General features: G+C 59.6%; 19 protein-coding genes, 1 tRNA gene and 1 pseudogene. 12 read left to right on the forward strand and 9 right to left on the reverse strand.

The features are described from left to right. Window positions 1-134: 134 nt before the first annotated feature. Together ACZZ0G_RS26330 and ACZZ0G_RS26335 are read right to left on the reverse strand one after the other, a co-directional pair. The gene (locus ACZZ0G_RS26330; RefSeq protein WP_463558149.1) at window positions 135-992 is read right to left on the reverse strand and encodes a glucose 1-dehydrogenase; all 858 of its coding nucleotides are present in this window, start codon (window positions 990-992) and stop codon (window positions 135-137) included. 214 nt (window positions 993-1,206) lie between these two features. Further along, window positions 1,207-2,361, reverse strand: a complete 1,155-nt coding sequence (locus ACZZ0G_RS26335; RefSeq protein WP_463558150.1) for a MalY/PatB family protein — start codon at window positions 2,359-2,361, stop codon at window positions 1,207-1,209. 300 nt (window positions 2,362-2,661) lie between these two features. Here ACZZ0G_RS26335 and fdnG point away from each other — a divergent pair, with 300 nt between their 5' ends. The 7 genes from fdnG to ACZZ0G_RS26370 all read left to right on the forward strand — a co-directional run bounded on the left by fdnG (window position 2,662) and on the right by ACZZ0G_RS26370 (window position 11,733). Further along, complete coding sequence (gene fdnG / locus ACZZ0G_RS26340) at window positions 2,662-5,727, forward strand: formate dehydrogenase-N subunit alpha (RefSeq protein WP_463558151.1); 3,066 nt, start codon at window positions 2,662-2,664, stop codon at window positions 5,725-5,727. Window positions 5,728-5,741: 14 nt separating this feature from the next. Next, entirely contained in the window at window positions 5,742-6,677 is a 936-nt protein-coding gene (gene fdxH / locus ACZZ0G_RS26345) for a formate dehydrogenase subunit beta (RefSeq protein WP_008082738.1), read from the forward strand. Further along, window positions 6,674-7,339: a formate dehydrogenase subunit gamma gene (locus ACZZ0G_RS26350; protein WP_463558152.1), complete on the forward strand. Its 666-nt coding sequence runs from the start codon at window positions 6,674-6,676 to the stop codon at window positions 7,337-7,339. Before fdxH ends, ACZZ0G_RS26350 begins: the two co-directional genes overlap by 4 nt. 3 nt (window positions 7,340-7,342) lie before the next feature. Continuing rightward, window positions 7,343-8,269: a formate dehydrogenase accessory protein FdhE gene (gene fdhE, locus ACZZ0G_RS26355; protein ID WP_463558153.1), complete on the forward strand. Its 927-nt coding sequence runs from the start codon at window positions 7,343-7,345 to the stop codon at window positions 8,267-8,269. A 45-nt stretch (window positions 8,270-8,314) separates the two neighbouring features. Then, window positions 8,315-9,718: an L-seryl-tRNA(Sec) selenium transferase gene (gene selA / locus ACZZ0G_RS26360; protein ID WP_463558900.1), complete on the forward strand. Its 1,404-nt coding sequence runs from the start codon at window positions 8,315-8,317 to the stop codon at window positions 9,716-9,718. Further along, the gene (selB, locus tag ACZZ0G_RS26365; RefSeq protein WP_463558901.1) at window positions 9,715-11,631 is read left to right on the forward strand and encodes a selenocysteine-specific translation elongation factor; all 1,917 of its coding nucleotides are present in this window, start codon (window positions 9,715-9,717) and stop codon (window positions 11,629-11,631) included. Before selA ends, selB begins: the two co-directional genes overlap by 4 nt. 6 nt (window positions 11,632-11,637) lie before the next feature. Next, window positions 11,638-11,733 (forward strand) — tRNA-Sec (locus tag ACZZ0G_RS26370). A gap of 154 nt (window positions 11,734-11,887) precedes the next feature. On the opposite strand, the pseudogene ACZZ0G_RS26375 reads toward ACZZ0G_RS26370, so the two are convergent. Further along, window positions 11,888-12,202: pseudogene (locus ACZZ0G_RS26375) on the reverse strand (DUF6124 family protein); the annotation flags it as partial. 295 nt (window positions 12,203-12,497) lie between these two features. Here ACZZ0G_RS26375 and ACZZ0G_RS26380 point away from each other — a divergent pair. After that, a complete protein-coding gene (locus ACZZ0G_RS26380) occupies window positions 12,498-13,604 on the forward strand; it encodes a beta-propeller fold lactonase family protein (RefSeq protein ID WP_463558154.1) in 1,107 nt (368 codons plus the stop codon). 451 nt (window positions 13,605-14,055) lie between these two features. Here ACZZ0G_RS26380 and ACZZ0G_RS26385 read toward each other — a convergent pair whose 3' ends face one another. The 3 genes from ACZZ0G_RS26385 to ACZZ0G_RS26395 form a co-directional block, all read right to left on the reverse strand. After that, a complete protein-coding gene (locus tag ACZZ0G_RS26385) occupies window positions 14,056-14,415 on the reverse strand; it encodes a DUF6124 family protein (protein ID WP_463558155.1) in 360 nt (119 codons plus the stop codon). 447 nt (window positions 14,416-14,862) lie between these two features. Beyond that, window positions 14,863-16,611 carry a phosphoethanolamine transferase CptA gene (locus ACZZ0G_RS26390; RefSeq protein ID WP_463558156.1) on the reverse strand — a complete coding sequence of 583 codons (1,749 nt, stop codon included), beginning with the start codon at window positions 16,609-16,611 and terminating at the stop codon, window positions 14,863-14,865. Between the two features lie 194 nt (window positions 16,612-16,805). Then, window positions 16,806-16,988: a DUF6026 family protein gene (locus ACZZ0G_RS26395; RefSeq protein WP_016983768.1), complete on the reverse strand. Its 183-nt coding sequence runs from the start codon at window positions 16,986-16,988 to the stop codon at window positions 16,806-16,808. Between the two features lie 272 nt (window positions 16,989-17,260). Between ACZZ0G_RS26395 and gnd the strand changes: the two genes are divergently transcribed. The 3 genes from gnd to ACZZ0G_RS26410 are packed head-to-tail and all read left to right on the forward strand — an operon-like array spanning window position 17,261 to window position 20,579. After that, window positions 17,261-18,241, forward strand: a complete 981-nt coding sequence (gene gnd, locus ACZZ0G_RS26400; protein ID WP_007914838.1) for a phosphogluconate dehydrogenase (NAD(+)-dependent, decarboxylating) — start codon at window positions 17,261-17,263, stop codon at window positions 18,239-18,241. After that, the gene (gene zwf / locus ACZZ0G_RS26405; protein ID WP_463558157.1) at window positions 18,238-19,761 is read left to right on the forward strand and encodes a glucose-6-phosphate dehydrogenase; all 1,524 of its coding nucleotides are present in this window, start codon (window positions 18,238-18,240) and stop codon (window positions 19,759-19,761) included. The genes gnd and zwf overlap by 4 nt, the downstream gene beginning before the upstream one ends. Further along, window positions 19,758-20,579: an HAD family hydrolase gene (locus ACZZ0G_RS26410; protein WP_463558158.1), complete on the forward strand. Its 822-nt coding sequence runs from the start codon at window positions 19,758-19,760 to the stop codon at window positions 20,577-20,579. The genes zwf and ACZZ0G_RS26410 overlap by 4 nt, the downstream gene beginning before the upstream one ends. 124 nt (window positions 20,580-20,703) lie before the next feature. Here ACZZ0G_RS26410 and nhaB read toward each other — a convergent pair whose 3' ends face one another. The 3 genes from nhaB to ACZZ0G_RS26425 form a co-directional block, all read right to left on the reverse strand. Beyond that, window positions 20,704-22,206, reverse strand: a complete 1,503-nt coding sequence (gene nhaB / locus ACZZ0G_RS26415; RefSeq protein ID WP_463396332.1) for a sodium/proton antiporter NhaB — start codon at window positions 22,204-22,206, stop codon at window positions 20,704-20,706. Window positions 22,207-22,279: 73 nt separating this feature from the next. After that, entirely contained in the window at window positions 22,280-23,581 is a 1,302-nt protein-coding gene (locus tag ACZZ0G_RS26420) for an NHL repeat-containing protein (protein WP_463558159.1), read from the reverse strand. Window positions 23,582-23,860: 279 nt separating this feature from the next. Further along, window positions 23,861-24,127 carry a hypothetical protein gene (locus ACZZ0G_RS26425; RefSeq protein WP_116030401.1) on the reverse strand — a complete coding sequence of 89 codons (267 nt, stop codon included), beginning with the start codon at window positions 24,125-24,127 and terminating at the stop codon, window positions 23,861-23,863. Window positions 24,128-24,480: 353 nt separating this feature from the next. Between ACZZ0G_RS26425 and ACZZ0G_RS26430 the strand changes: the two genes are divergently transcribed. Further along, complete coding sequence (locus ACZZ0G_RS26430) at window positions 24,481-25,806, forward strand: sigma-54 dependent transcriptional regulator (RefSeq protein ID WP_016983762.1); 1,326 nt, start codon at window positions 24,481-24,483, stop codon at window positions 25,804-25,806. The last annotated feature ends 7 nt before the right edge of the window (window positions 25,807-25,813 follow it).

A 25,813-nucleotide genomic window follows, 5' to 3' on the forward strand; every position in this document is an offset into this window, starting at 1 on the left:
GTTTTTCTCGCAGACGGTCAGCTCGATCCCACGCTCTGGCCTCTACGGACGCCCCGCGCTCGGCTTCAAGGGGACGCAGAGCGTCCCGGGCTACGTTCCCACGCAGAGCGTGGGAACGAGTGGGAACGCACGGCTCAAAGCATCGGCTTACCACCGGTCACGCCATAGCGCTGGCCAGTGATGTAACTGGCTTCGTCCGATGCCAGCAGTACATAGATCGGCGCCACTTCCACCGGTTGCCCGGGGCGGCCGAGCGGGGTGTTGCCGCCGAAGTTCTGCACTTCTTCATCGGGCATCGTCGAGACGATCAAGGGCGTCCAGATCGGCCCGGGCGCCACACTGTTCACGCGGATTTCCTTCGGTCCGAGCATCTGCGCCAGACCGCCGGTGAAGTTGGCAATCGCGCCTTTGGTGGTGGCGTAGGCGAGCAGCGTGGGTTTGGGCATGTCCGAGTTGACCGAACTGGTGTTGATGATCGACGAACCGGCGCGCATGTGTTTGATCGCCGCCTGACACAGCCGGAAGATCGCGGTGATGTTGACGTCGAAGGTCATCAGCCATTCTTCGTCGGGGATTTCTTCGAAGGTTTCGTGGGTCATCTGGAACGCGGCGTTGTTGACCAGCACGTCGATGCGGCCGAAGCGTTCGACGGTCTTGTCGACCAAGGCCTGACAGTGAGCCTTTTGCGCGATATCACCCGGCAACAGCAGGCACTGGCGGCCGGCCTGTTCGACCCAGCGTGCGGTCTCCTTGGCGTCTTCGTGTTCATTCAAATAGGCGACTGCAACGTCGGCCCCCTCACGGGCGAATGCAATGGCCACCGCGCGGCCGATGCCGCTGTCGGCGCCGGTGATCAGGGCAATCTTGCCGGCCAGTCGCCCGGAACCGACATAGCTTTGCTCGCCGCAATCCGGGTATGGCTCCATTTTGCGTTGCGAACCGGGAACGGCCTGGGCTTGTGCGGGGAAAGGTGGTTTTGGATAGTCGGTCATCGCGGGTCTCCGAGGTCTCATGGCAGGTATGGGCGGTTGACCCGGTGTGTTTGCCGTGAGTTCGATCGGATTTACACCGCATTTCTGACTTGGAAATGCAAACCCCCTGTGGGAGCGAGCTTGCTCGCGAAAGCGGTGGTTCAGTCAACATTGAGGTCGGCTGACACTCCGCCTTCGCGAGCAAGCTCGCTCCCACAGGGGATCATCTGAGGTTTCAGGATTTGCGATTAGTCAGGGCGCGCTCCATCCGCGCGATGCCTTCTTCCAGCAACGAACGCGGGCAGCCGAAGTTCAGGCGTACAAACTGCTGGTGTTGATCACCGAAATCCAGACCCGGGCTGAGGCCCACTTTGCCCTGCTCAAGGAAGAACTGCTGCGGGTTGTCCAGATCCAGCGCCGAGCAATCCAGCCATGCCAGATACGTGCCCTGCGGCACATTGATGGTCACGCCCGGCAAGCGGCTGCGTACGGCTTCAACCAACCAGTCGCGGTTGGCCTGCAGATAGGTTTTCAACTCGGCCAGCCACGGCCCACCTGCGCTGTAGGCGACGCGGGTGGCTTCCATGCCCAGCGGATTGACGCTGTCGACCATGCCGCAACGGGCGTGGTTGACGCGTTCGCGCAGGGCGGTGTTCTGGATGATCATGAACGAGGTCTTCAGGCCGGCGATGTTGTACGCCTTGCTCGCCGACATCAAAGTGATGGTGCGCTCGGCGATTTCCGCGCTCAACGAGGCGGTCGGAATGTGCACGCGACCGTCGAAGCACAGCTCGGCGTGGATTTCGTCGGAGATGATCCACGCGTCCTGCTCCGCACAAATATCGGCCACGGCTTGCAGTTCTTCACGGCCAAACACCTTGCCGATCGGGTTGTGCGGGTTGCTCAGCAACAACGCACCGCCACCATTCAGCGATTCACGCAGCACGTCCAGCGGCGTCAGGTAAGTGCCATCCGCCTGCGCATCGAATTCCAGCTCAACCTTATTCAAGCCCCAATGCCCAGGCGCATGGCGCAGTGGCGGGTAGTTCGGCACTTGCACCACGACGTTCTGCTGCGGTTGCACCAGCGCTTTCAAAGCCATGTTGAAACCCGATTCGACGCCCGGCAGGAAAATCAGCTCTTGCGGTTTGACCTGCCAGGCGAACTTGTTCCAGAGGTCGGCGACGATGGCTTCACGCAGGTTGTCCTGCGCCACGCTGTAGCCCACCAGCGGATGCAGCAGGCGTTGTTGCAACGCCTCGATCACCACCGGCGGCGCGGCGAAATCCATATCAGCGACCCACATCGGCAACACATCGGCCGAATAGCGGCTCCATTTGGTGCTGCCGGTGTTGTGGCGGTCGAATAGCTGATCAAAATCGAAAGTCATGCGCAGTCTCGTGAAGGCGGGGTTGGTCCTGCGGGCATGATAAACCTACAACCCCTGTAGGAGCTGCCGAAGGCTGCGATCTTTTGATTTTGTTTTTAAAGAGCAACATCAAAAGATCGCAGCCTTCGGCAGCTCCTACACAGATTTGTGTATTGCCTGACAAACGGCCGACGGTCGGTTTTCACACAGAACGTAAGGTCATTGTCTACAGTGAAAAAGTCGGCACACGTTTGCCGCAACCGTGATTGTCCAGATAAAACCCGGCACAAGTACCGGGTTCCACCTGATCAGGAGTGCACGATGGATCTCAGCCGTCGTCAGTTCTTCAAGGTCGCTGGTATCGGCCTTGCAGGCTCGAGCCTGGGCGCGTTGGGCATGGCCCCGACGCTTGCCTTCGCCGAGCAGGTGCGCCACTTCAAGCTTGCCCACACCCATGAAACCCGCAACACCTGCCCGTATTGCTCGGTCGGTTGCGGCTTGATCATGTACAGCCAGGGCGATGCAGCGAAGAACGTCGCGCAAAGCATCATTCACATCGAGGGCGACGCCGACCATCCGGTCAATCGCGGCACCCTCTGCCCGAAAGGTGCAGGCCTTCTCGACTTCATTCACAGCCCCGGGCGTTTGCTCTACCCGCAAACGCGCAAACCCGGCAGCAGTGAATGGACGCGGATCAGTTGGGACGAAGCGCTCGACCGCATCGCCGACCTGATGAAAACCGACCGCGACGCCAACTTCATCGAGAAAAATGCCAACGGGCAGACGGTGAATCGCTGGCTCACCACCGGTTTCCTCGCCGCCTCGGCAGCGTCCAATGAGGCCGGTTACATCACCCAGAAGGTGATTCGCAGTCTCGGCATGCTGGGGTTCGATAACCAGGCGCGTGTCTGACACGGCCCGACGGTGGCAAGTCTTGCCCCGACATACGGCCGTGGTGCCATGACCAATACCTGGACCGATATCGCCAATGCGAATCTGATCCTGGTGATGGGTGGCAACGCAGCAGAAGCGCATCCGTGCGGCTTCAAATGGGTGACCGAGGCCAAGGCGCACAACGCTGCGCGGCTGATCGTGGTCGATCCGCGTTTTACCCGCACCGCTTCGGTGGCCGACTATTACGCGCCGATCCGCACCGGCACCGACATCGCCTTCATGGGCGGGCTGATCAATTACCTGCTGACCGAGGACAAAATCCAGCACGAGTACGTGCGCAACTACACCGACGTGTCGTTCATCGTCAAAGCAGGCTATGGCTTTGAAGACGGCATCTTCAGCGGTTACGACGTCGCCAAGCGCAGCTACACCGACAAGTCCGGTTGGGGCTACGAGATGGGCGCGGACGGTTTTGCCAGCGTCGACCCGACCCTGCAACATCCGCGCTGTGTCTATCAATTGATGAAGCAGCATTACAGCCGCTACAACATCGACCTCGCCAGCCAGATTTGCGGCATGCCGGTCGACGCCATGCAGAAAATCTGGGAAGAGATCGCTACCTGCTCGATCCCGGGCAAGACCATGACGATTCTCTACGCCCTCGGCTGGACCCAGCACTCGATCGGCGCGCAGATCATCCGCAGCGCGGCGATGGTGCAATTGCTGCTGGGCAACGTCGGCATGCCGGGTGGGGGGGTGAATGCCTTGCGCGGGCACTCCAACATCCAAGGCCTGACCGACCTCGGCCTGCTCTCCAATGCGCTGCCGGGCTATCTGACCTTGGGCCAGGACAGCGAGCAGGACTACGGTCAGTTCATCCACAAACGCACGCAGGTTCCGCTTAGACCGGGGCAGTTGTCCTACTGGCAGAACTACAGCAAGTTCCACGTCAGCCTGATGAAGTCGTGGTACGGCGCCAACGCCACCGTCGAGAACAATTGGTGCTACGACCATTTGCCGAAACTCGACATCCCCAACTACGACGTCCTGAAAATGTTCGACCTGATGAGCCAGGGCAAGGTCAACGGCTACTTCTGCCAAGGTTTCAACCCGATCGCTGCGCTACCGGACAAGAACCGCGTGATGGGCGCACTGGCCAAGCTGAAATGGCTGGTGGTGATGGACCCGCTGGCCACCGAAACCTCGGAGTTCTGGCAAAAGGTCGGGCCGTACAACGACGTGAAAACCGACGAAATCCAGACCGAAGTCATACGCCTGCCGACCACCTGTTTTGCCGAAGAAGACGGCTCGCTGGTCAACAGCAGCCGCTGGCTGCAATGGCACTGGAAAGGTGCCGACGGTCCGGGCGAAGCGCAAACCGACATCCGCATCATGGCCGAATTGTTCCTGCGCCTGCGCAAGCGCTATCAGGCCGAGGGCGGCAAATTCCCCGATCCGCTGCTGAAACTGACGTGGCCGTACAAGATCCCCGACGAGCCTTCGCCGGAAGAACTGGCCAAGGAAATCAACGGCAGCGCCGTGGCTGATTTCACCGATGCCACTGGCGTCGCGGTCAAGGCCGGCTCGCAACTCGCCGGGTTCGGCTTGCTCAAGGATGACGGCAGCACCGCGTCTGGTTGCTGGATTTTCGCCGGTAGCTGGACTGAAGCGGGTAATCAGATGGCCCGACGCGACAATGCCGATCCGTATGGCATGCACCAGCATTTGGGCTGGGCGTGGGCGTGGCCGGCGAATCGGCGGATTCTCTACAACCGCGCTTCGGCAGACGTCGCCGGCAAACCGTGGGATCCGAAAAAACGCCTGGTGTGGTGGAACGGCAAGGCCTGGACCGGCACCGACGTGCCGGACTACAAAGCCGACGTACCACCGGAAGCCGGGATGAACCCGTTCATCATGAACCCCGAAGGCGTGGCGCGGTTCTTCGCCGTCGACAAGATGAACGAAGGGCCATTCCCCGAGCACTACGAGCCGTTCGAAACGCCGATCGGCATCAACCCGCTGCACCCGCAAAACAAGAAGGCCACCAGCAACCCGGCGGCGCGGATCTTCGATTCGGTCTGGGAAACCCTCGGCGAGGCCAAGGACTTCCCGTACGCCGGCACCAGTTACCGGCTAACTGAGCATTTCCACTTCTGGAGCAAGCACTGCAAGTTGAACGCGATTGCTCAGCCTGAGCAGTTCGTGGAAATCGGCGAAGTGCTGGCGAAAGAGAAGGGCATTGCTGCCGGAGATCGGGTGCGCGTCAGTTGCAAGCGTGGGTTTATCGAAGCGGTGGCGGTGGTGACGAAAAGGATCCGGCCGCTGCAGGTCAACGGCCAGGTCGTGCATCAGATCGGTATCCCGCTGCACTGGGGATTCACCGGCCTGACGCGCCACGGTTACCTGACCAACACCCTGGTGCCGTTCCTCGGCGATGGCAACACTCAGACCCCGGAATCCAAGTCATTCCTGGTCAACGTGGAGAAGCTCTGATGGAGAATCTTTAAATGGCCAGCCAAGACATCATTGCCCGCTCGGCCACCACGACCGTGCCGCCGTCGGTGAGGAATCAGGAGGCGGTGGCCAAGCTGATCGACACCACCAAATGCATCGGCTGCAAGGCCTGCCAGGTCGCCTGCTCGGAATGGAACGAGCTGCGCGACGAAGTCGGCCACAACCACGGCACCTACGACAACCCGCAGGATCTGAGCGCGGAAACCTGGACGTTGATGCGCTTCACCGAGCACGAAACCGACGCCGGCAACCTCGAATGGCTGATCCGCAAGGACGGCTGCATGCACTGCGCCGAGCCGGGTTGTCTGGCAGCGTGCCCGAGTCCCGGCGCGATCATCAAGCACGCCAACGGCATCGTCGATTTCGATCAGGATCATTGCATCGGTTGCGGGTATTGCATCACCGGTTGCCCGTTCAACATTCCGCGCATTTCGCAGAAAGACCACAAGGCTTACAAATGCACCTTGTGTTCAGATCGCGTGGCCGTGGGGCTGGAACCGGCCTGTGTGAAAACCTGCCCGACCGGCGCCATCGTCTTCGGCACCAAGGAAGACATGAAGGAACACGCTGCCGAACGCATCGTCGACCTGAAAAGCCGTGGTTTCGAAAACGCCGGTCTGTATGACCCGGCAGGCGTTGGCGGCACCCATGTGATGTACGTGTTGCACCACGCCGACACGCCAACCATCTACGCCAACCTGCCGCAGGATCCGGCGATCAGTCCGTTGGTGGGCCTATGGAAAGGCATCAGCAAACCGCTGGGCTTGCTGGCCATGGGCGCGGCAGTGTTGGCCGGGTTCTTCCATTACGTGCGCATCGGTCCGAACCGGGTCGAAGAAGATGAACATCCAACGCCACCCGACACCTCGGTGCACGTTGTCGATCCGGCAGTGCACACCTTCGATCCACGCGGGGAGGACCGGCCATGAGCAACAAGACGATCCTGCGTTACACCGCCAACCAGCGCACCAATCACTGGCTGGTGGCGATCCTGTTTTTCATGGCCGGGCTGTCCGGGCTGGCGTTGTTTCATCCGTCGCTGTTCTGGCTGAGCAACCTGTTCGGCGGTGGGCCGTGGACGCGGATTCTGCATCCGTACATGGGTATCGCGATGTTTGTGTTTTTCCTCGGTCTGGTGCTGAGTTTCTGGCGCGCCAACTTCTTCATCAGCAACGACGGCAAGTGGTTGCGGCGCATTGACCGGGTGCTGGTCAACGACGAAGAAAGCGTGCCGCCCGTGGGCAAATACAACGCCGGGCAGAAGCTGCTGTTCTGGACTTTACTGCTGTGCATGCTCGGTTTGCTGTTTACCGGGCTGGTGATCTGGCGCGCTTGGTTCAGTGCGTATTTCGGCATCACCGTGATCCGTTGGGCGATGCTGTTGCATGCGCTGGCCGGATTTATTCTGGTGCTGAGCATCATCATTCACATCTACGCGGGGCTGTGGATCAAGGGTTCGGTGGACGCGATGCTGCATGGCTGGGTGAGCCGCCCCTGGGCAAAGAAACACCATGAACTCTGGTATCGCGAAGTCACCCGCGATGAGCGTCATCCTGACGTGCCGGAGCGATCGATCACCAAAAAGGGCTGACTTTTGCCAACGATTCTGGAACCTGGGGAAATCGAAGCGGCGGCCAGTTCGCCGCCGTTTCTGCATCTGCCACCTTCGAACCTGTTTGCGCTGCGGGCTGATCGTCTAGAGTTTTTGGCGCAAGGGCACCCGTTGAGCGAGTACCTATGCTTGATCGCCGGGTTGTGCCGGGTTCAGCAACAGGTATTCGACGATCCGCCGTTGCCGGCACCGTTCGATCAGCAACGGATCGAGGCTTGCCAGCAGCATGGTTTGCCGCCATTTGCTGCCGACACGTTGGTGCGTGAAGAGGGCTGGCAGGCTTATCTCGATGCTTTATTGAAACGCTATGCGCCGGTTGAACAACCCGCCGTTATTGATGCGGTGGACACCTTGCGCTCAGCCAGTCCCGGCCAGTTGCGCGCGTGGGCGGTGGCGTTGGTCAGTGGTCAATATTCAATGGTACCGGCGCAACTGGTGCCGTTTCTCGGCGCGGCGCTGCAAGTGGCGTGGAGTCATTGGTTGCTCAGCGCGCCGGACCTGAAACTCAAACCCGGCGACAGCCTCAGCCAATGCCCGGCCTGTGGTTCGCCGGCGATGGCCGGGGTGATCCGCCATCGCGGCAAGCACAACGGTTTGCGTTATCTGGTGTGTTCGCTGTGTGCCTGCGAATGGCATGTGGTGCGGGTCAAGTGCGTGTATTGCGAGTCGAGCAAGGGCTTGGATTATCTGAGCCTTGAGGATGATCGCCACGCCGCCAATCAGGCGCCGCTAAGGGCGGAAGTCTGTCCTGGCTGCAACAGTTATCTGAAACTGGTCTATCTGGAAAACGATGCCGACGCCGAAGCCTTGTCGGCAGACTTGAGTAGTTTGTTGCTGGACATGCGCCTGGCGCAGGATGGCTATCAGCGTCTGGCACCGAATCTGTTGCTGGCTCCGGGAGACGAATGACAGCAGGGTCTACACTCTTGCGCAGTGATCTGTCTCCAGGAGTGACTGATGTCCCTGCGGTTACCTTCCATTGATGGTGTGTTGCGTCATCCGGCGTGTGTGCCTTTGCTCGAACGCCACGGTCGTGAATCGCTGCTGGCGGGTTTGCGGCAGTTGCTCGATGAATTGCGCCCCAGCGTGTTAAGCGGGCAATTATCCGCCGTCGAAATCAGCCCCGAAGTGCTCGCCGGCCGCGTCGGCGAACGTCTGGCCCAGCAGCAGCGCAGCAACGTACGCCGAGTGTTCAACCTCACCGGCACCGTCCTGCACACCAATTTGGGCCGTGCCTTGTTGCCCGACGAAGCCATCGACGCGGTGCAAATGGCCGCGCGTTATCCGCTCAATCTGGAATTCGATCTGGCCAGCGGCAAACGCGGCGATCGCGATGATCTGATCGAAGGCCTGATCCGCGAACTGACCGGCGCCGAAGCCGTCACCGTGGTCAACAACAATGCCGCCGCCGTGCTGCTGACGCTCAACAGTCTGGGCGCGCGCAAGGAAGGCATCATTTCCCGTGGCGAGCTGATCGAAATCGGCGGCGCCTTCCGCATCCCCGACATCATGGCCCGCGCCGGCGTGCGCCTGCACGAAGTCGGTACGACCAATCGCACCCATGCTCGCGACTATGAAGCGGCGATCAATCCACGCAGCGGTTTGATCATGCGTGTGCACGCGAGCAACTACAGCATTGAAGGTTTTACTGCCCGCGTGCCGACCGCGGAATTGGCCGAGCTCGCGCATCGACATGGCTTGCCGTTGCTGGAGGATCTTGGCAGCGGCAGTCTCCTGGACCTGACACGCTGGGGCTTGCCGGCGGAACCGACGGTGCGTCAGGCGTTGCTGGATGGCGCGGACATCGTCACTTTCAGTGGTGACAAGTTGCTCGGCGGCCCGCAGGCCGGGTTGATCGTCGGGCGCAAAGAGCTGATCGCGAAGATCAAGAAGAACCCGTTGAAACGTGCTTTGCGCGTGGACAAGTTGACCTTGGCGGCACTGGAAGCGGTGCTCGGGTTGTACCGCGATCCTGATCGTCTCGCTGAACGTCTGCCGAGTTTGCGTCTGTTGACTCGCCCGCAAGCTGACATCTTCGCCCAGGCCTTACGTTTGCAGCCGTTGATGGCTGAGTTGTTGGGTGAGCGCTGGCAGGTCAGTGCAGTTGAGGCCTTGGGCATGATCGGCAGCGGCAGCCAACCGGTCGCGCGTTTGCCGAGTGCGGCATTGTGTATGCGCCCGCAAGTCTCCAAGCGTTTGCGCGGGCATTGCCTGCTGAATCTGGAAGCGGCGTTGCGCGCCTTGCCGACCCCGGTGCTCGGGCGCATTGATGACGATGCCCTGTGGCTGGATCTGCGTCAGCTCGACGATGAACCAGCGTGGCTCGCGCAGTTACCGCACTTGCAGGTCGCCCCGTGATCGTCGGCACGGCGGGGCACATCGACCACGGCAAGACGTCGCTGCTGCAAGCCCTGACCGGTCAAACCGGCGACCGCCGCCCGCAGGAACGCGAGCGCGGGATGACCATCGACCTCGGTTATCTGTATGCCGAGCTCGAACCCGGCGCGGGGCTGACCGGGTTTATCGACGTCCCCGGCCACGAGAAATTCACCCACAACATGCTCGCTGGCGCCCAAGGCATTGATCTGGTGTTGCTGGTGGTCGCGGCGGACGACGGCGTGATGCCGCAAACCCGCGAGCATCTGGCGATTGTTGAATTGCTCAGCATCCCCCGCGCGTTGGTGGCGATCACCAAATGCGACCGGGTCGAAGCGGGCAGGGTGGAAGAAGTGCAGCGTCAGGTGCTCGATCTGCTTGCTCCCGGGCCGTTTGTCGAGGCGCCGATTTTTACGGTATCGAGTGTGAGCGGGAAGGGCGTTGATGAATTGCGCGCGGCGCTGATGCAGGTGCAAAACGTGGTGCAGGCGCGCAGTTTTGAGGGCGGTTTTCGTTTGGCGATCGATCGGGCGTTCAGCGTCGCGGGTGCGGGGATTGTGGTCACGGGCACAGCGTTGTCGGGCACGGTTGCGGTTGGCGACAAACTGGGTATGGCGCCTTCCGGAAAAACAGTGCGAGTGCGCGGCCTGCATGCGCAGAATCAACCCGCCGAGCAAGCCTTCGCCGGCCAGCGAGTGGCGTTGAACCTGACCGGCGAACGCCTCGAACTGGCGCAGATCCATCGCGGTCAGTGGCTACTGAGCGAATGGCTGCATGCGCCGACGCAACGGATCGACATCGACTTTCGACTGCTGCCCGGCGAACGCACTTTCCAACACTTTCACCCGGTGCACGTGCACCTCGGCACCCAGGATGTCATCGCCCGGGTGGCCTTGCTCGAAGGTCCGCGCTTGAGTCCCGGCGAGCACATGTTCGCGCAACTGTTGATCAATGCGCCCGTGCACGCGGTGAAGGGCGATCGACTGATCCTGCGTGATCAGAGTGCGCAACGCACCTTGGGCGGCGGTCAGGTCCTCGACCCGTTCGCCCCGGCGCGACAACGTCGCAGCCCCGAACGTCTGGCGCAACTGCGCGCTTTGGTCTCGGGCGACGAGTTTGAACAAGTCTTGCCCGTGTTGCTCAATCACAGTGCCGGCGGCCTCGACCCGCAACGGCTCGAACGTCAGTTCAATCGTCCGTGTTCAACCTGGGCGTTAGCGGAAAACGTGCGCCTGATCGACACCCGCCAAGGCCCGCTGCTGTTCAACGTGCAGCGCTGGGCGCAATTGAAATTCACCTTGCTGGAACAACTCGCACAGTTCCATGAGCTGGAACCCGACCAGATGGGCCCCGATCGCGATCGCTTGCGGCGCTTCAGTGGTCTGGCGCTAGAGCGTTCAACGTTTGTCAGTTTGCTGGATGAGTTGCTCGCGGCCGGATCGGTGCAGGCGAGCGGCCCATGGCTGCATCTGCCGGATCATCAGGTGCGCCTGAACGCCGAGGACGAAAGCCTCTGGCAGGTATTACAACCGCTGTTCGAAAACGCCGGATTCGACCCGCCGTGGGTGCGCGACATCGCGAAAATGCTTGGCCAGGACGATGCGGTCGTGCGCTTGCTGCTGCGCAAACTGGCGCGGCTCGGGCTGATGCATCAAGTGGTGCGCGACTTGTTTTTGAGTGACGTGCAACTGCGCCAAATGGCCGACATGCTCCTGAAGCTCGCCAAGGAAAATCCGCAGATCCAGGTGACAACCTTCCGCGATGCGCTAGGCTTGGGACGCAAACGCTGCATTCAGTATCTGGAATATTTCGACCGCGTCGGCCTGACCCGACGCCTCGGCGAATCCCGCCAGATCCGCCCCGACAACGCGCTGGCCCACGCCAACGCGCAATGAGTTCAAGGAAGGCAATCGCGCCCGGTGGCGCGGCCGGGCTTCAAACCCGGTTGGGGACGGCATCCGTTCCCGGGCAGGTTCGACTCCGGCTGCCTTCCGCCAGTTTTGCCAAAGCAAAAGATCGTGCCCGTGTTGATCGTTCCCACGCTCCGCGTGGGAATGCAGCCCGGGACGCTCCGCGTCCCTTCCAAAGCCGAACGCGGAGCATCCGTTGAGGCATTCCCACGCAGAACGTGGGAACGATCGTCGAGGCCCGCTACTGCGGCACCTCCAGATTATCCATCACCCGATTCACCGCCAGCTCGCCGAGCATGATCAACTGCGCGATCCCCAACAGCGTCCTGCGCTGCGACGCGGGTATGAGATGGGCGAAGTCATGGGCGATGGTTCTGGCGGAAGCGAGTGTTTCGCTGGCATCGGCCAGCAGTTCCTCGTTTTTGAAGTCGGCGGTAACGGCGTACATCCGGCGGGTTCTACGGGGCGGTGGCGTGGAGCCGGGTGGGCAGAGGTAGTGATCGAGGGCGCGTTCGGCGGCTTCGTGGAGTTTTTTTGAATCGAGGGATTCGTAGGGGGGAGGTGTGGATGATAGACAACTTCGTTCATTGGAATGTAGGTGCGACGCGCAAAATTTAACAGCTACTGATGGTCTGATTTTTGTGTTTGTGCCGCAATGCCGTCCGTCGGAAATCTGCGCCTACCTGTAATTTCTGACAGTAGCCGTCCCTGCCTGTCGCAGGTGTAAATAAAGCTTCATCCATACCACCCGCGACAGGAGTCTCACCCCATGAACGATCTATTACTCAAATTTCGGCACCGAGCCCCATCTCATTAACATCGCCCCGTCTGGCCGGCTCAAAAACATTGACTTGATACTCACCAGCAGTGTTGATCCCGTCCCCGGAGGCAAGGTTAAGCTGATTCTCCCGGCCAACTTTACGTACGCCGATGGCGGCAGCGGCCAGCGCGACTTCATCACCGACGAGAACGGTATGATCAAGGTCAAGGGCGTCAAGGCCGCTCCCGTCCTCGGCGATTACAGTCTGACCGCTACCAGTGGTAATCTGACCGCCAGGGCAACCGTAACCGTTACAGAGCTGGGGCCGGTCGATAACATCCCGGTCGACGGCTATCCGGTAGAAATCGCTGTCAGCCCGGACGGTACCCGCGCTTATGTCTCCCTGTCAGGTGGCACGGTCTCGGTGATTGATACGACGACGAATCGAGTTCTGACGGACATATTGGTCAGCTCCAATTCGGAAGGGATTGTCGTCAGCCCGGACAGTAACCGCGCTTACGTCGGCTTGCGTAACCACAACACGGTCGCAGTGATTGATACGGCGACAAATCAGGTCTTGACAAGCATCCCGGTCGGGGACTTTCCGCGCGGGCTTGCCATCAGGCCGGACGGTAAGCGCGCTTATGTCTGCAACTTTTACAGCGACACGGTCTCGGTGATTGATACCGCGACGGATCAAGTCCTGATGAGCATCCCGGTCGATCCAGGCCCATACCGTATTGCCGTCAGCCCGAACGGTAAACGAGTTTATGCCTGCAGCGGCAGTACGGACACGTTCTTGGTGATTAATACGGCGACGGATCAAGTCCTGACGAGGTTCCAAATCGGGAGCAAGTCGTCCCATGTCGTCGTCAGCCCGGACGGTCTTTACGTTTATGTCGGCACCCACGACCGCACGGTCTTGGTGATTGATACGGCGATGGCCGAGGTCCTGACGAGCATCCCACTTGACAGCAACGCAACGGGAATCGCTGTCAGCCCGGATGGTACCCGCATGTATGTCAGCTTATCTGCAAGGGAATATTCGGTGATTGACACGAGATCGAACCAAGTCCTCAAGACCATCGAACTCGGGTGGAACCCGGCCGGAGTGGCCTTCAGCCCGGACGGTACCCGCGTTTTTATATGCGCGAGAATTGATAATGTCGTATCGGTGATTGATGCGGCGAAGGTTTGAGTTTTGGCGACTACCGGTCGGGAGCGGTCCGACCGGATTTGCAATCAGTCTATTCGGTACCGGCACGAGCGTTACCGTGGGGGGATTGGAGTTGGGAAGAAAGATCTGTGCCCATTAACCCCAACCTTTTTTAACATTGTAAAAAATTGGTGACCGGGGGGGACTCACTCAAAGGGTATCAACAGCCAAACAGAGATTTGTCTAAAACCTTAAGCGTCGCCTTCAGTCCGCTGAGGCAAAGGAAAGTAGCCGAAACGAAAAAACCGCTGTCCCGATACAAGGGGCTGCGGTTTTTTACGCCTCAAGACATGTAGTGGCCGCGAGGGCGCTTTCGTGAGCAAGTTCCCACAGGAATCTTCATTGATTACAAGTTTTGTATTCGCCTTGGAACAAATGTGGGCTTGCTCGCAAAGGGGCCGGCACTGTCACCGAATCACTTAGCCGAACCGCATCACCCCGGCAACTCCAGATTATCCATCACCCGATTCACTGCCAGCTCGCCGAGCATGATCAATTGCGCGATCCCCAGCAGCGTCCTGCGCTGTGACGCGGGTATGAGGTGGGCGAAGTCATGGGCAATGGTTCTGGCTGAAGCGAGGGTTTCGCTGGCATCGGCCAGCAGTTCCTCGTTTTTGAAGTCGGCTGTGACGGCGTACATCCGGCGGGTTCTACGGGGCGGTGGGGTGGAGCCGGGTGGGCAGAGGTAGTGATCGAGGGCGCGCTCGGCGGCGTCGTTGAGTTTTTTTGAATCGAGGGATTCGTAGGGGGAAGTGGCGTCGGTTTCGGGTGGGTTGGGTGTTGGTTTGATCATGGTGAAACTCCTTGATTATTGGAGCCGCCACATTTCGCTGCGAAACGAAGAGAGGTGGCAGCTGTACGCAGGTTCGCAGACCGGGAATCAAGGAACCCGGCATACCCGAAGGTATCCCGCGCACAGCCGCCATGAAGCACCATTGCCATGAAACTTGATGGCAATGAACCGGAGCGCTGTGCGCCTTGATTGATCCGGGCTGCGAAACCCGATCGCTGATTCGTCAGCGACCGCACCACAATAGAACCCGACCCCAAGACGCACAAGCCGGCGGATTTTGGCGTAGCTGTAGGCAAAGGCGCAAGGATGTGTAGCCTTGGAGGCGTGTCTGGAGGTGTCTTTTAAACATTCCAGTTTAAAGGCTAAAAGTCGGGCGAAGATCTGAAGGGAAAGGTGGTCTGTCCCTGATAACGCATGAAAAAGGGGCCGTTCAAGGCCCCTTCGGTGTTACTGCTCCGCCGCGTCGGCGACGGCGTTATCGGGTTTCTTCGGCTTCATCAAACTGAAATCAATCAGCGCGCGCTGATCGGTCTGGTACGGGTCGCCGATCAGCAATGGTCGCGCCTTGAAGCTGTCGCTGACCAGGCTCTTGCTGCGGTCGAGTTCATCGAAACTCAAACCGGCCAGATCCGCCCAGGTGTGGATCAAGTGCGAGCTGCTGTAGGGGCGATCAAGGTCGCCGGCGAAGTTCCAGTCGTGGGCTTCCTTCCACTTCGGCGATGCCCAGGCCATGAACGGGATGGTGTACATCGGCGCGGTCGGTTTGTTTTCGTTGCGGCCCAGGGTCTTGTGGCCCACCGAGTCGAACACGTCTTCACCGTGGTCCGAGAGGTACAGGAGGAAGCCGTTCGGATCGGATTTGGCGTAATCCTTGATCAGGCTCGAGACCACGAAGTCGTTGTACAGCACGGCGTTGTCGTAGCTGTTGTAGGTCGGTACCTGGTCGTCACGCACGCCGGGCGGTACGCCTTTGCGATCCTGAAACTTGTCGAACGTCGGCGGATAACGGTACTGGTAGCTCATGTGCGTACCGAGCAAATGCACGACGATCAACTTGCGCGGTGCCGCGTCAGCCAGGGCCTTGTTGAACGGCTCGATCACGTCGCCATCGTATTGCGCGGCGTTCTGGTTGCGGTTGTTGTTCAGGTACACCTGCTCGTCGGCCTGTTCGGAGAAGGTCGTGAGCATGGTGTTGCGCTTGGTCATGGTCTGCTGGTTGGTGATCCAGAAGGTCTTGTAGCCGGCCTGTTTCATCATGCTGACCAGCGACGGCGTGGACAGGTACAGATCCGGGCTTTCCTCATCAGCAAAGGTCAGAACCTGCTGCAGGGCCTCGATGGTGTACGGGCGAGGGGTGACGACGTTGTCGAACACCGCCAGTTGATCCTTGAGCTTGTCCAGTTCCGGCGTGGTGTTGCGCTGATAGCCGTAAAGGCTCATGCGCTGACGGTTGGTCGACTCACCGATCACCAGCACCAGCGTTTTCGGTTGATCGGCCGAGGCGTCCTGAAGATTTTTCAGCGGCGGGATCTTGCTCACGTTGTGCAGCATGCCCTGCATGTCGGCGAGGGTTTCCTGGTAGCGGTGATAAGCGACCACCATCTGCCACGGCACTGCGGGCTCGATGCGGGTTTCGAACTTCTCGAAGCCTTGAGCGAAAGTGCCCATGCGCAGGGTTTGTTTGACCAGCGGATAACCGATCACGGCAATCAGGATGGCCATCGCCGCGACGAATGCGCGACCACGGGGCATGTACACCGGACGCAGGCGCGTCCACAAGAAATAAGCGAAGGCGGTGTGGGCGAGGAACGCTGGCACCATCCACCAGGCAAAGTACTGGGTCATGTACTCGCCGGCTTCGGACACATTCGACTCGAACATGATGAAGATGACGCTCTGGGAAAACTCCTGCTCATAGATGAAGAAGTAGCCCAGGCTGGCCATCGAGCAGGCCCACAACACCACGCCGATGATGGCGGCGAGCAGTTTGGTGCGCTTGGGGAACAGCAGCATCGGTGCCAGCCAGATTGCGCTCATGACGAACGCCTGACGGAAGCCGGTGAAACCGGAGGTACCGGTCAGTTGGATCAGCAGTTGGGTGATACCCGAGAAGTACCAGAAGAATACGAACAGCCAGAGAAAACCGGCCCAATCGAAACCTGTCGCAGTCGTTTTGCTGCGTTTGAACAATGCCATTCGGCGCTCCAGCTCATTCGTTACAACCACCGCCGGAACATCCATGAAGCCGACGAACGGAAGCCGTACACGCAGGTACGGCCAGAATGGCGCGGAGTATTACCAAGAGAATGTGAAAAGTTTGTTAGTTGACTGAGGCAACCAGAGCTAAACGTGTCGGGAACAGCGGCTGCCGTTCCCGAATCAGGCGGGGATCAGGCGTGGGGGTGACGCTGAACGACCGGCAAAGGTTGCGGTTGCGCACCTTGGGTCAACAGGCGCAGCTGCGCCAGCTCCTGCTTCAACTGGTCGCGTTCGTCTTTCAACTGACGCAATTCATCGCGACGGATCGTCACGTACAGGGTTTGTGGCGGCATTGCTGTGTGTACTGTGCCCATTGCTCACCTCGCAAATGGCGTGCATCAACTGTAGGTCGTCCCGGTTTGCGGGACTGATCTACTATCGGCGCCGATTTTGATTTCTTTTGCCTGTGAATGGAACTTTTTTATTTTTCATGGTCGGTGTGTCTTCTGCAGGATTCGGGGCGTTATCAGTCTGGATCGGGCACAATGCCCGGAAACTTCATCGCAACGCTCTGGACTAACCTCCATCAGTCGCGTTGGGCTATAACCAATGACACACATTTATTTGTAGTAAGGAGCATCAGCACATGCAACTCGGGATTATTGGACTGGGCCGCATGGGCGGCAATATTGCGCGGCGTCTGATGCTCAACGGTCACACCACCGTTGTTTACGACCGCAATACCGCTTTCATCGATAACCTGGTCGCCGAGGGCTCCACTGGCGTCGCCGATTTGCCGGCTCTGGTTGCCGGCCTGGCCAAACCGCGTGCGGTATGGGTCATGCTGCCGGCCGGCGCACCGACCGAAGACACCATCAACACCCTGAGCACGCTGCTCGAAGCCGGTGACACCATCATCGACGGCGGCAACACCAACTATAAGGATGACATTCGTCGCGCCAAGACTCTGGCCGAGAAAGGCCTGCACTACATCGACGTCGGCACCTCCGGCGGCGTCTGGGGCCTGGAGCGCGGCTATTGCATGATGATCGGCGGCGACGCTGAAACCGTGCAGCGCCTCGACCCGCTGTTCGCCGCACTGGCGCCGGGCATGGGCGACATCCCGCGCACCAAGGATCGCAAGTCCGATGACCATCGCGCCGAGCACGGTTATATCCACGCCGGTCCTGCCGGTGCCGGGCACTTCGTGAAGATGATTCACAACGGCATCGAGTACGGCATGATGGCCGCATTCGCCGAAGGCTTCGACATCCTCAAGACCAAGTCCAGCGAGCGCCTGCCGGAAGATCAGCGTTTTGATCTCAACGTGGCTGACATCGCAGAAGTCTGGCGTCGCGGCAGCGTGGTGTCTTCGTGGTTGCTCGATCTGACCGCCGATGCACTGGCCAGCGATCCGAAGCTTGACGGCTTCTCCGGCTCGGTTGCCGACAGCGGCGAAGGTCAATGGACCATCGAAGCGGCCATGGAACAAGCGGTGCCGGTACCGGTGCTGTCGAACTCGCTGTTCTCGCGCTACCGTTCGCGCGGTCAGGGCACCTTTGGCGACAAGATTCTTTCGGCCCAACGCTTCGGCTTCGGCGGCCACGTGGAGACACCGAAGAAATGACCCATACGATCCGCAGAAAATCCAAGGCAGAACCCGCACCACCGACCACGCTGTTTTTGTTCGGTGCCCACGGCGACCTGGTCAAGCGCTTGCTGATGCCGGCGCTGTACAACCTCAGTCGCGACGGCTTGCTTGACGAAAATCTGCGGATCGTTGGCGTTGACCACAACGCCATTACCGATGAGGCCTTCGCGCAAAAGCTCGAAGACTTCATCCGTACCGAAGTGGCGGCGAAGGTCGGCAAGGGCGATCAGATGCTTGATCCGGCCTTGTGGGCCAAGCTCGCCAAAGGTATCAGCTACGTCCAGGGCGACTTTCTGGACGACAGCACTTATTCCGCGCTGGCGGCGAAAATCGCCGACAGCGGCACCGGCAATGCGGTGTTCTACCTGGCCACCGCGCCGCGTTTCTTCAGCGAAGTGGTGCGCCGACTCGGCAGCGCCGGTTTGCTTGAAGAAACTCCCGAAGCGTTCAGAAGGGTGGTGATCGAAAAGCCGTTCGGCTCCGATCTGCAAACTGCCGAAGCGCTGAACGCCTGTTTGCTCAAGGTGATGTCCGAGAAGCAGATCTATCGGATCGACCATTACCTGGGCAAGGAAACCGTGCAGAACATTCTGGTCAGCCGGTTCTCCAACAGCCTCTTCGAAGCCTTCTGGAACAACCATTACATTGACCACGTGCAAATCACCGCCGCGGAAACCGTCGGCGTCGAAACCCGTGGCAGTTTTTACGAACACACCGGCGCACTGCGCGACATGGTGCCCAATCACCTGTTCCAGTTGCTCGCCATGGTCGCCATGGAACCGCCGGCCGCTTTCGGCGCCGATGCGGTGCGCGGCGAGAAGGCCAAGGTTGTGGGTGCGATTCGCCCGTGGACCACTGAAGAGGCGCGGGCCAACTCGGTTCGCGGCCAGTACAGCGCCGGCGAAGTCGATGGCAAGCCGTTGAACGGTTATCGCCAGGAAGCCAACGTCTCGCCGGATAGCAGCACCGAAACCTACGTCGCGCTGAAAGTGATGATCGACAACTGGCGCTGGGTCGGCGTGCCGTTTTACCTGCGCACCGGCAAGCGCATGAGCGTGCGTGACACCGAGATCGTCATCTGCTTCAAACCGGCGCCGTACGCGCAGTTCCGTGACACTGAAGTCGACGAGTTGCAGCCGACATACCTGCGCATCCAGATCCAGCCCAACGAAGGCATGTGGTTCGACCTGCTGGCCAAACGGCCAGGCCCAGCGTTGAACATGGCCAACATCGAGCTGGGTTTTGCCTACAAAGACTTTTTCGAGATGCAGCCGTCGACCGGCTACGAAACCCTGATCTATGACTGCCTGACCGGCGATCAGACGCTGTTTCAGCGCGCTGACAACATCGAGAACGGCTGGCGCGCGGTGCAGCCGTTCCTCGACGCCTGGCAGCAGGACGCCAGTGTGCAAACCTACGCCGCCGGTGAAGATGGCCCGCAATCTGCGGAAGATTTGCTGACTCGCGATGGTCGCGTCTGGCATGGTCTGGGATGAGTGACTTGCCGAACCAACCGATTCGTTTTTTGCTCAGCGACATGGACGGAACGCTATTGCTGCCCGATCACACACTGAGCCAGCGCACCATCGACGCGGTGCGTTCGCTGCGTGAGGCGGGCGTGCTGTTCAGCCTCGCCACCGGTCGACCGCCGAAAGCCATGCTGCAGCAGATCGAAGCCTTGGGCGTCGATCTGCCAACAGCCGCGTTTAATGGCGGCACTATCGTCAATCCCGACGGCAGTCTGTTGGTGGCGCATTACTTGCCGGCCACGACAGCATTGATTGCACTGGCTACGTTCGCCGATCAGCCTGATGTCGAAATCTGGGTGTTCAGCGGTGGCGACTGGTTGCTCAAGGATCCGCACGGGCCGATGGTGCCGCGCGAACAGCACGGCCTCGGTTATCCGCCGGTGGTGGTGGGGAGTTTCGAGCCGTATCTGGAGCGTATCGACAAGATCGTCGCGACCAGCAACAACACTGAACTGTTGATCGAACTGGAAGCGCGCCTGCTGCCCAAGGTCAATGGCATGGCGCAAGTGTCGCGGTCACAACCGGTGTATCTCGATGTCACGGCGCTGGAGGCCAACAAGGGCACTGCTCTCGCGACTCTGGCTGAGCACTTGGGGATACCGCTGGAGCAGACCGCTGCGATTGGCGATGGTGGCAACGACCCGGCGATGTTTCATTGCGCGGGATTGTCGATCGCCATGGGCCAGGCAGAGGAGGCAGTGAAGCGTCAGGCCGACGTGATCACCGCGCCGAACACCGAAGACGGCGTGGCCCAGGCGATCGAGAAATACATCCTTCCTCACTGACACCACCGAAAAACCAATGTGGGAGCGAGCCTGCTCGCGAAAGCGGTGTGTCATTCAACAAATCCGTTGTCTGACACTCCCTCTTCGCGAGCAGGCTCGCTCCCACAGGTTTATTCAGTGTTGGTTAGAGCCAGTAGCTCACGGCATACCAGCCCAGCAACCCCATCACAAAGGTGTACGGCAACGCCATCCACACCATCCGCCCATACGACAAGCGCACCAGCGGCGCAATCGCCGAGGTCAGCAGGAACAGGAATGCGGCCTGACCATTCGGCGTCGCTACGCTCGGCAGATTGGTACCGGTATTGATCGCAATCGCCAGCGTCTCGAAATGCTCGCGGCTCATGTGCCCGGCAAGGAACGCCTGTTTCACTTCGGTGATGTAGATCGTCGCGACAAACACATTGTCACTGATGGCTGACAACAGGCCATTGGCAATAAACAGCATGCCCGGTTGCTGCTCGACCGGCAGGGCCAGCACCCACTGGATCAACGGCGCGAACAGTTGTTGATCGTGAATCACCGCGACCACCGCAAAAAACACCACCAGCAACGCCGTGAACGGCATGGCGTCCTTGAATGCGCTGCCCAGACGATGCTCGTCGGTGATACCGGTAAACGCGGTGATCAACACAATTACCATCAAACCGATCAGGCCGACTTCAGCAATGTGAAAGGCCAGGCAACCGATCAGAATCAGTGCGGCGGCGCCTTGCACCAGCAGCGCAGCGCGTTGGCGCGCCGTGCGTTCGGCGTTGTCTTCGGCGGCGTAATTGGCCAGCACGGCGCGAACATTGTCCGGCAGCAGTGTGCCGTAACCGAACCAGCGCAATTTCTCCAGCAGCACGCAGGTGACCAGACCCGCCGCCAGCACTGGCAGCGAAACCGGTGCGACCTTCTGGAAGAACTCACCGAAGTGCCAGCCCATTTCGTGGCCGATCAACAGGTTCTGCGGTTCGCCGACCAGCGTGCAGACGCCGCCCAATGCCGTACCGACCGCACCGTGCATCAGCAGGCTGCGCAGAAAGGCGCGGAACTGTTCCAGATCATCGTGATGCAGTTTCGGCAGGTTCTGGTCGTCAGCGAACTCGCTGTCCTGGCGCGGATCGTTGCCGGACGCGACACGGTGATAAACGGAATAGAAACCGACCGCCGCACTGATGATCACAGCAGTCACCGTCAACGCATCGAGAAATGCCGACAGGAATGCGGAAAGAAAGCAGAACATCAACGCCAGGACTGCTTTTGAGCGCACGCCCAACAGCAGTCGCGAGAACAGAAACAGCAACAGATCTTTCATGAAGTAGATGCCGGCGACCATAAACATCAGCAGCAGGATCACCGGGAAGTTGTGCACCAGTTCATCGTAAAGCGCCTGCGGGGTGGTCATCTTCAGCAGCAGCGCTTCGACCAGCAACAAACCGCCGGGCATCAGCGGATAGCACTTGAGCGCCATCGCCAGGGTGAAGATGAATTCAATCACCAGCAACCAGCCGGCCGCGACCGGGCCAACCGTGAACAGCACCAGCGCATTGAGGATAAGAAAACCGACGATGGTCGCCTTATACCAGCGTGGCGAGTGTCCGAGAAAGTTTTGCGCGAAGGCCTGGGCCATTGAACCGGACATCGGTTGCTCCTTGTCTTTAGAAGCGCGCAAGTTGCCGGATGCGTTGTGGAAGATCAAGTACAGTCTGTGTTTTTCATTGGTTGAGGTAACGCGCAACCATCGCCCGGTAGTTGCCATCCAGCGAGTAACCGCCCACGAGAATGGCGTTGTCCGATTGCACAGCCAGCGAATTGGCCGTGTCGAGGCTGCGCCCCAGACGCGTGCGCAACCAGCCTTTGCCGTCGCCGAAGCTGTGGTCCAGGCAGCCATCACTCAAGTAGCGGGCAACGATAAAATCCGCCTCGATTCCGCCAATGGTCGCGCCGACCGCGATGACGCGGCCGTCCGCCATGCGTTGCGCGGCGCTCCATTGGCAGCCGCTGGGGCCGATTTCCAGTAGTTGTGGCTGGCCGCCGTGGTTGTGCAAGTTCGGCCGCCCATTGATGTGCACGCTGTAGGCCATGCAGCGAATCGGGTCGCGACTGCTGCCGAAGCAGTGCAGCGCGTCGCTGGATTCAATGACCTGACAGACCTGGGCGCTTTGCCCGTGCGCCTTGAACGCCATAAAGCCGTCCACGGCAAAGCGTTCATCGAGGCGACCATTGGGCAGGTAGCGCGCCAACAAACCCTCCTGCGGAAAGTCGATGGAGCCTGCCACCACAATCCGCCCATCCTCCTGCACCAGCAGACTGCTGAGCCAGGTATTGAGCAGCAAGTGGCGAATCATCACGAAGCCGCGGCCGTTGAAGGTTTCATCGAGGCTGCCGTCGCGCTTGAGGCGAATCAGCATGCCGGCATGGTCGGCGAGTTCGAAGTGATGATTGGCGATCAACAGAATATGTCCGTCGTCCTGCACGACGAAGTCGCAGGCTTCGGCACCCGGTACGCCCGGTGGCAGCCAGCAATCACGGCTGCCCATGGACAGATCGCCGGGCAGGTGTACCACCTGACGACCGTTGTCACCAAAACTCAGGTCCGGCTTTCCTTGTGCGTCGAACAAGGCCAGCGCCGGCAAGGTGCGATGGGCGTTTTCATAATGCAGGCCCGCCAGCAGAATGCGCCCGTCGGGCAGCACCTGGACTTTGCCAGCAGTGGCTTCGAAGCCTGGAGCAAAGGTATCGATGACGCTGCCTTGTTCACCAAAGGCCAGATCGGCCGAGCCATCGGCGAGCATCCGCGCCAGTCCGAATCGGCTGCCGGCCGCGATGCCGACTTTGGCGGCGACGAGGATCCGCCCCTGCGCATCGAGCGCGATATCTTCCGTCAGGCTGGAGACGCTGCCCGCGAAATACACTTGGGCGACGCCGTTGGCGGCAAATGTCTTGTCGAGTTGACCGGCCGGATTCGACAACGCCGTCGGTAATGCCGGCAGGGCAAAAGTGTTCAGGGTGGACATGCACGCATCTCCTTGCGAGTTGACCTGTACCGGAAACCGGAGGGGTAACTGCATGAGCGAAACATTCAATCCCTGAACCGGGAGAAGTACAACTGTAAGAACTAACAGGTGGAGGGTCGCACTGTGCCAGAACAGTGTCTTTTTGAACCAATAGCAAGCCGGCCAAGCAGTTAAGCCTGAATAACTTGCAAATAGTTGTACAAAATTACGAGGAGTTAAAAAGATTGCAACTAACAGAGTAGGGCGGATGACCTGAACGTCATCCGCATCGCCCGGCTGTTAGTGTGGCATCGACCAGGATTGCAGGCTGTAACCTTCTTCGCTGAGTTCAGCGCGAGCTTGCTGCAGCAGTTGCTCGAGTTGCGCTGGATCGGAGTAGGCGCTGCTTGGGATCTGTTTGCGACCGATATGCGAATTGGTCCGGTCGACGACGGTCAGGCTCAGTTCGCCATTGCCGTCTTGTGGCGCCCAGGCCACGCACTGGAACGGTTTGAACGCGTGGTTGGCAATCAGAAGAGCTTCGTTGATACGGAGCGGGGCGGTCATGGGTTTTCTCTCTGTCGTGCCCAATCAAGTGATATGCCGTCGGTTGGGCTTACCGTTCGGCTGGTACTTGTACTGATGCACCGAACCCGCAGGCAGGTCACACAGGAAACAAAGAAATTTCAACTTTCTTTCATGACATTGCTTTTTTGCAGCGTTTTTGAAAGCTCACTGAAAGGTTTGGGCGGGAATTAGTCGATAGCTAACTAACAACTTGGGTTCTTATAACGTGTTTGCTTGTACACCTATAAGCAATCGATACAAGGCCCTGTCAAAATCTTGCTAATGTTACAGTCGGGTCTGCCAAATGACTGTTTTTACAATCATTTCTAATAATTTGGCGCCAAGGAACAGTCATGAGCGAAGCGCCTGCGTTACGACGTTTATTGGTGGTCGATCCCTGCGACGATTGCCACCGCTTATTGCCCGGATTACGCGCCGTAGGTTGGGATGTTGATAGCTGTACCCTGGAAAATGCCGCCGATCGAAGTTGTGACGTTGGCTTGCTGCGATTGCAGCCGTTTCACCTCGAACGCCCCGAAGCCGTCAAGGAACTGATCAGCCGCAGCGGCACGGAATGGATTGCTGTACTCAACCAGGAAGTCCTGCGTCTGCAAAACGTCGGTGACTTCGTCTGTGAATGGTTTTTCGATTTTCATACCTTGCCGTTCGACGTTTCGCGGGTGCAGGTCACCCTCGGCCGGGCGTTCGGTATGGCGCGTTTGCGCGGGCAGGGCACGATTCACGTGGATCAGCCCGAACATGAACTGCTTGGCGACAGCAAACCGATCCGAGAACTGCGCAAATTGCTCAGCAAACTGGCGCCGACCGAATCGCCAGTGCTGATCCGTGGCGAAAGCGGTACCGGTAAAGAACTGGTCGCGCGCACCCTGCACCGGCAATCCCAGCGTCACAGCAAACCGTTTGTGGCGATCAACTGCGGGGCGATTCCCGAGCATTTGATTCAATCCGAGCTGTTCGGTCACGAAAAAGGTGCGTTCACCGGCGCGCATCAACGCAAGGTCGGGCGCATTGAAGCGGCCAATGGCGGCACGCTGTTTCTCGATGAGATCGGTGATCTGCCGCTGGAACTGCAGGCCAATCTGCTGCGTTTTCTGCAGGAAAAGCACATCGAGCGCGTCGGTGGCAGTCAGCCGATCCCGGTGGATGTTCGTGTCCTGGCGGCGACCCACGTCGACCTTGAAGCCGCCATTGAGAAAAAGCGTTTTCGCGAAGATCTGTATTACCGGCTCAATGTGCTGCAAGTGGTCACCGCGCCGTTGCGCGAGCGCCACGGTGACCTGTCGATGCTGGCCAATCACTTTTCCCACTTTTACAGCCACGAAACCGGCCGCCGCCCACGTAGCTTCAGTGAAGATGCGCTGATTGCCATGGGCAAACATGACTGGCCCGGCAACGTGCGGGAACTGGCCAACCGTGTGCGCCGTGGGCTGGTGTTGGCCGAGGGCCGGCAGATCGAGGCCCGTGATTTGGGGTTGATAAGCCAGCATTCGATCGCCACGCCCATGGGCACGCTGGAAGATTACAAGACTCGCGCCGAACGCCAGGCGCTGTGCGATGTGTTGAACCGGCACAGCGATAACCTCAGTGTTGCGGCCAAGGTCCTTGGCGTGTCCCGGCCAACGTTTTACCGTTTGCTTCACAAGCACCAGATCCGCTAGGCGCAAA

It is taken from the genome of Pseudomonas sp. AC169 (genome assembly GCF_979258515.1).

Excerpts from the sequence above, each read along its gene's own strand:
- ACZZ0G_RS26330 (WP_463558149.1), bottom strand. The coding sequence starts at position 992 with ATGACCGACTATCCAAAACCACCTTTCCCCGCACAAGCCCAGGCCGTT.
- ACZZ0G_RS26335 (WP_463558150.1), bottom strand. The coding sequence starts at position 2,361 with ATGACTTTCGATTTTGATCAGCTATTCGACCGCCACAACACCGGCAGC.
- fdxH (WP_008082738.1), top strand. The coding sequence starts at position 5,742 with ATGGCCAGCCAAGACATCATTGCCCGCTCGGCCACCACGACCGTGCCG.
- ACZZ0G_RS26350 (WP_463558152.1), top strand. The coding sequence starts at position 6,674 with ATGAGCAACAAGACGATCCTGCGTTACACCGCCAACCAGCGCACCAAT.
- ACZZ0G_RS26385 (WP_463558155.1), bottom strand. The coding sequence starts at position 14,415 with ATGATCAAACCAACACCCAACCCACCCGAAACCGACGCCACTTCCCCC.
- ACZZ0G_RS26390 (WP_463558156.1), bottom strand. The coding sequence starts at position 16,611 with ATGGCATTGTTCAAACGCAGCAAAACGACTGCGACAGGTTTCGATTGG.
- ACZZ0G_RS26395 (WP_016983768.1), bottom strand. The coding sequence starts at position 16,988 with ATGGGCACAGTACACACAGCAATGCCGCCACAAACCCTGTACGTGACG.
- gnd (WP_007914838.1), top strand. The coding sequence starts at position 17,261 with ATGCAACTCGGGATTATTGGACTGGGCCGCATGGGCGGCAATATTGCG.
- zwf (WP_463558157.1), top strand. The coding sequence starts at position 18,238 with ATGACCCATACGATCCGCAGAAAATCCAAGGCAGAACCCGCACCACCG.
- ACZZ0G_RS26410 (WP_463558158.1), top strand. The coding sequence starts at position 19,758 with ATGAGTGACTTGCCGAACCAACCGATTCGTTTTTTGCTCAGCGACATG.
- nhaB (WP_463396332.1), bottom strand. The coding sequence starts at position 22,206 with ATGTCCGGTTCAATGGCCCAGGCCTTCGCGCAAAACTTTCTCGGACAC.
- ACZZ0G_RS26420 (WP_463558159.1), bottom strand. The coding sequence starts at position 23,581 with ATGTCCACCCTGAACACTTTTGCCCTGCCGGCATTACCGACGGCGTTG.
- ACZZ0G_RS26425 (WP_116030401.1), bottom strand. The coding sequence starts at position 24,127 with ATGACCGCCCCGCTCCGTATCAACGAAGCTCTTCTGATTGCCAACCAC.
- ACZZ0G_RS26430 (WP_016983762.1), top strand. The coding sequence starts at position 24,481 with ATGAGCGAAGCGCCTGCGTTACGACGTTTATTGGTGGTCGATCCCTGC.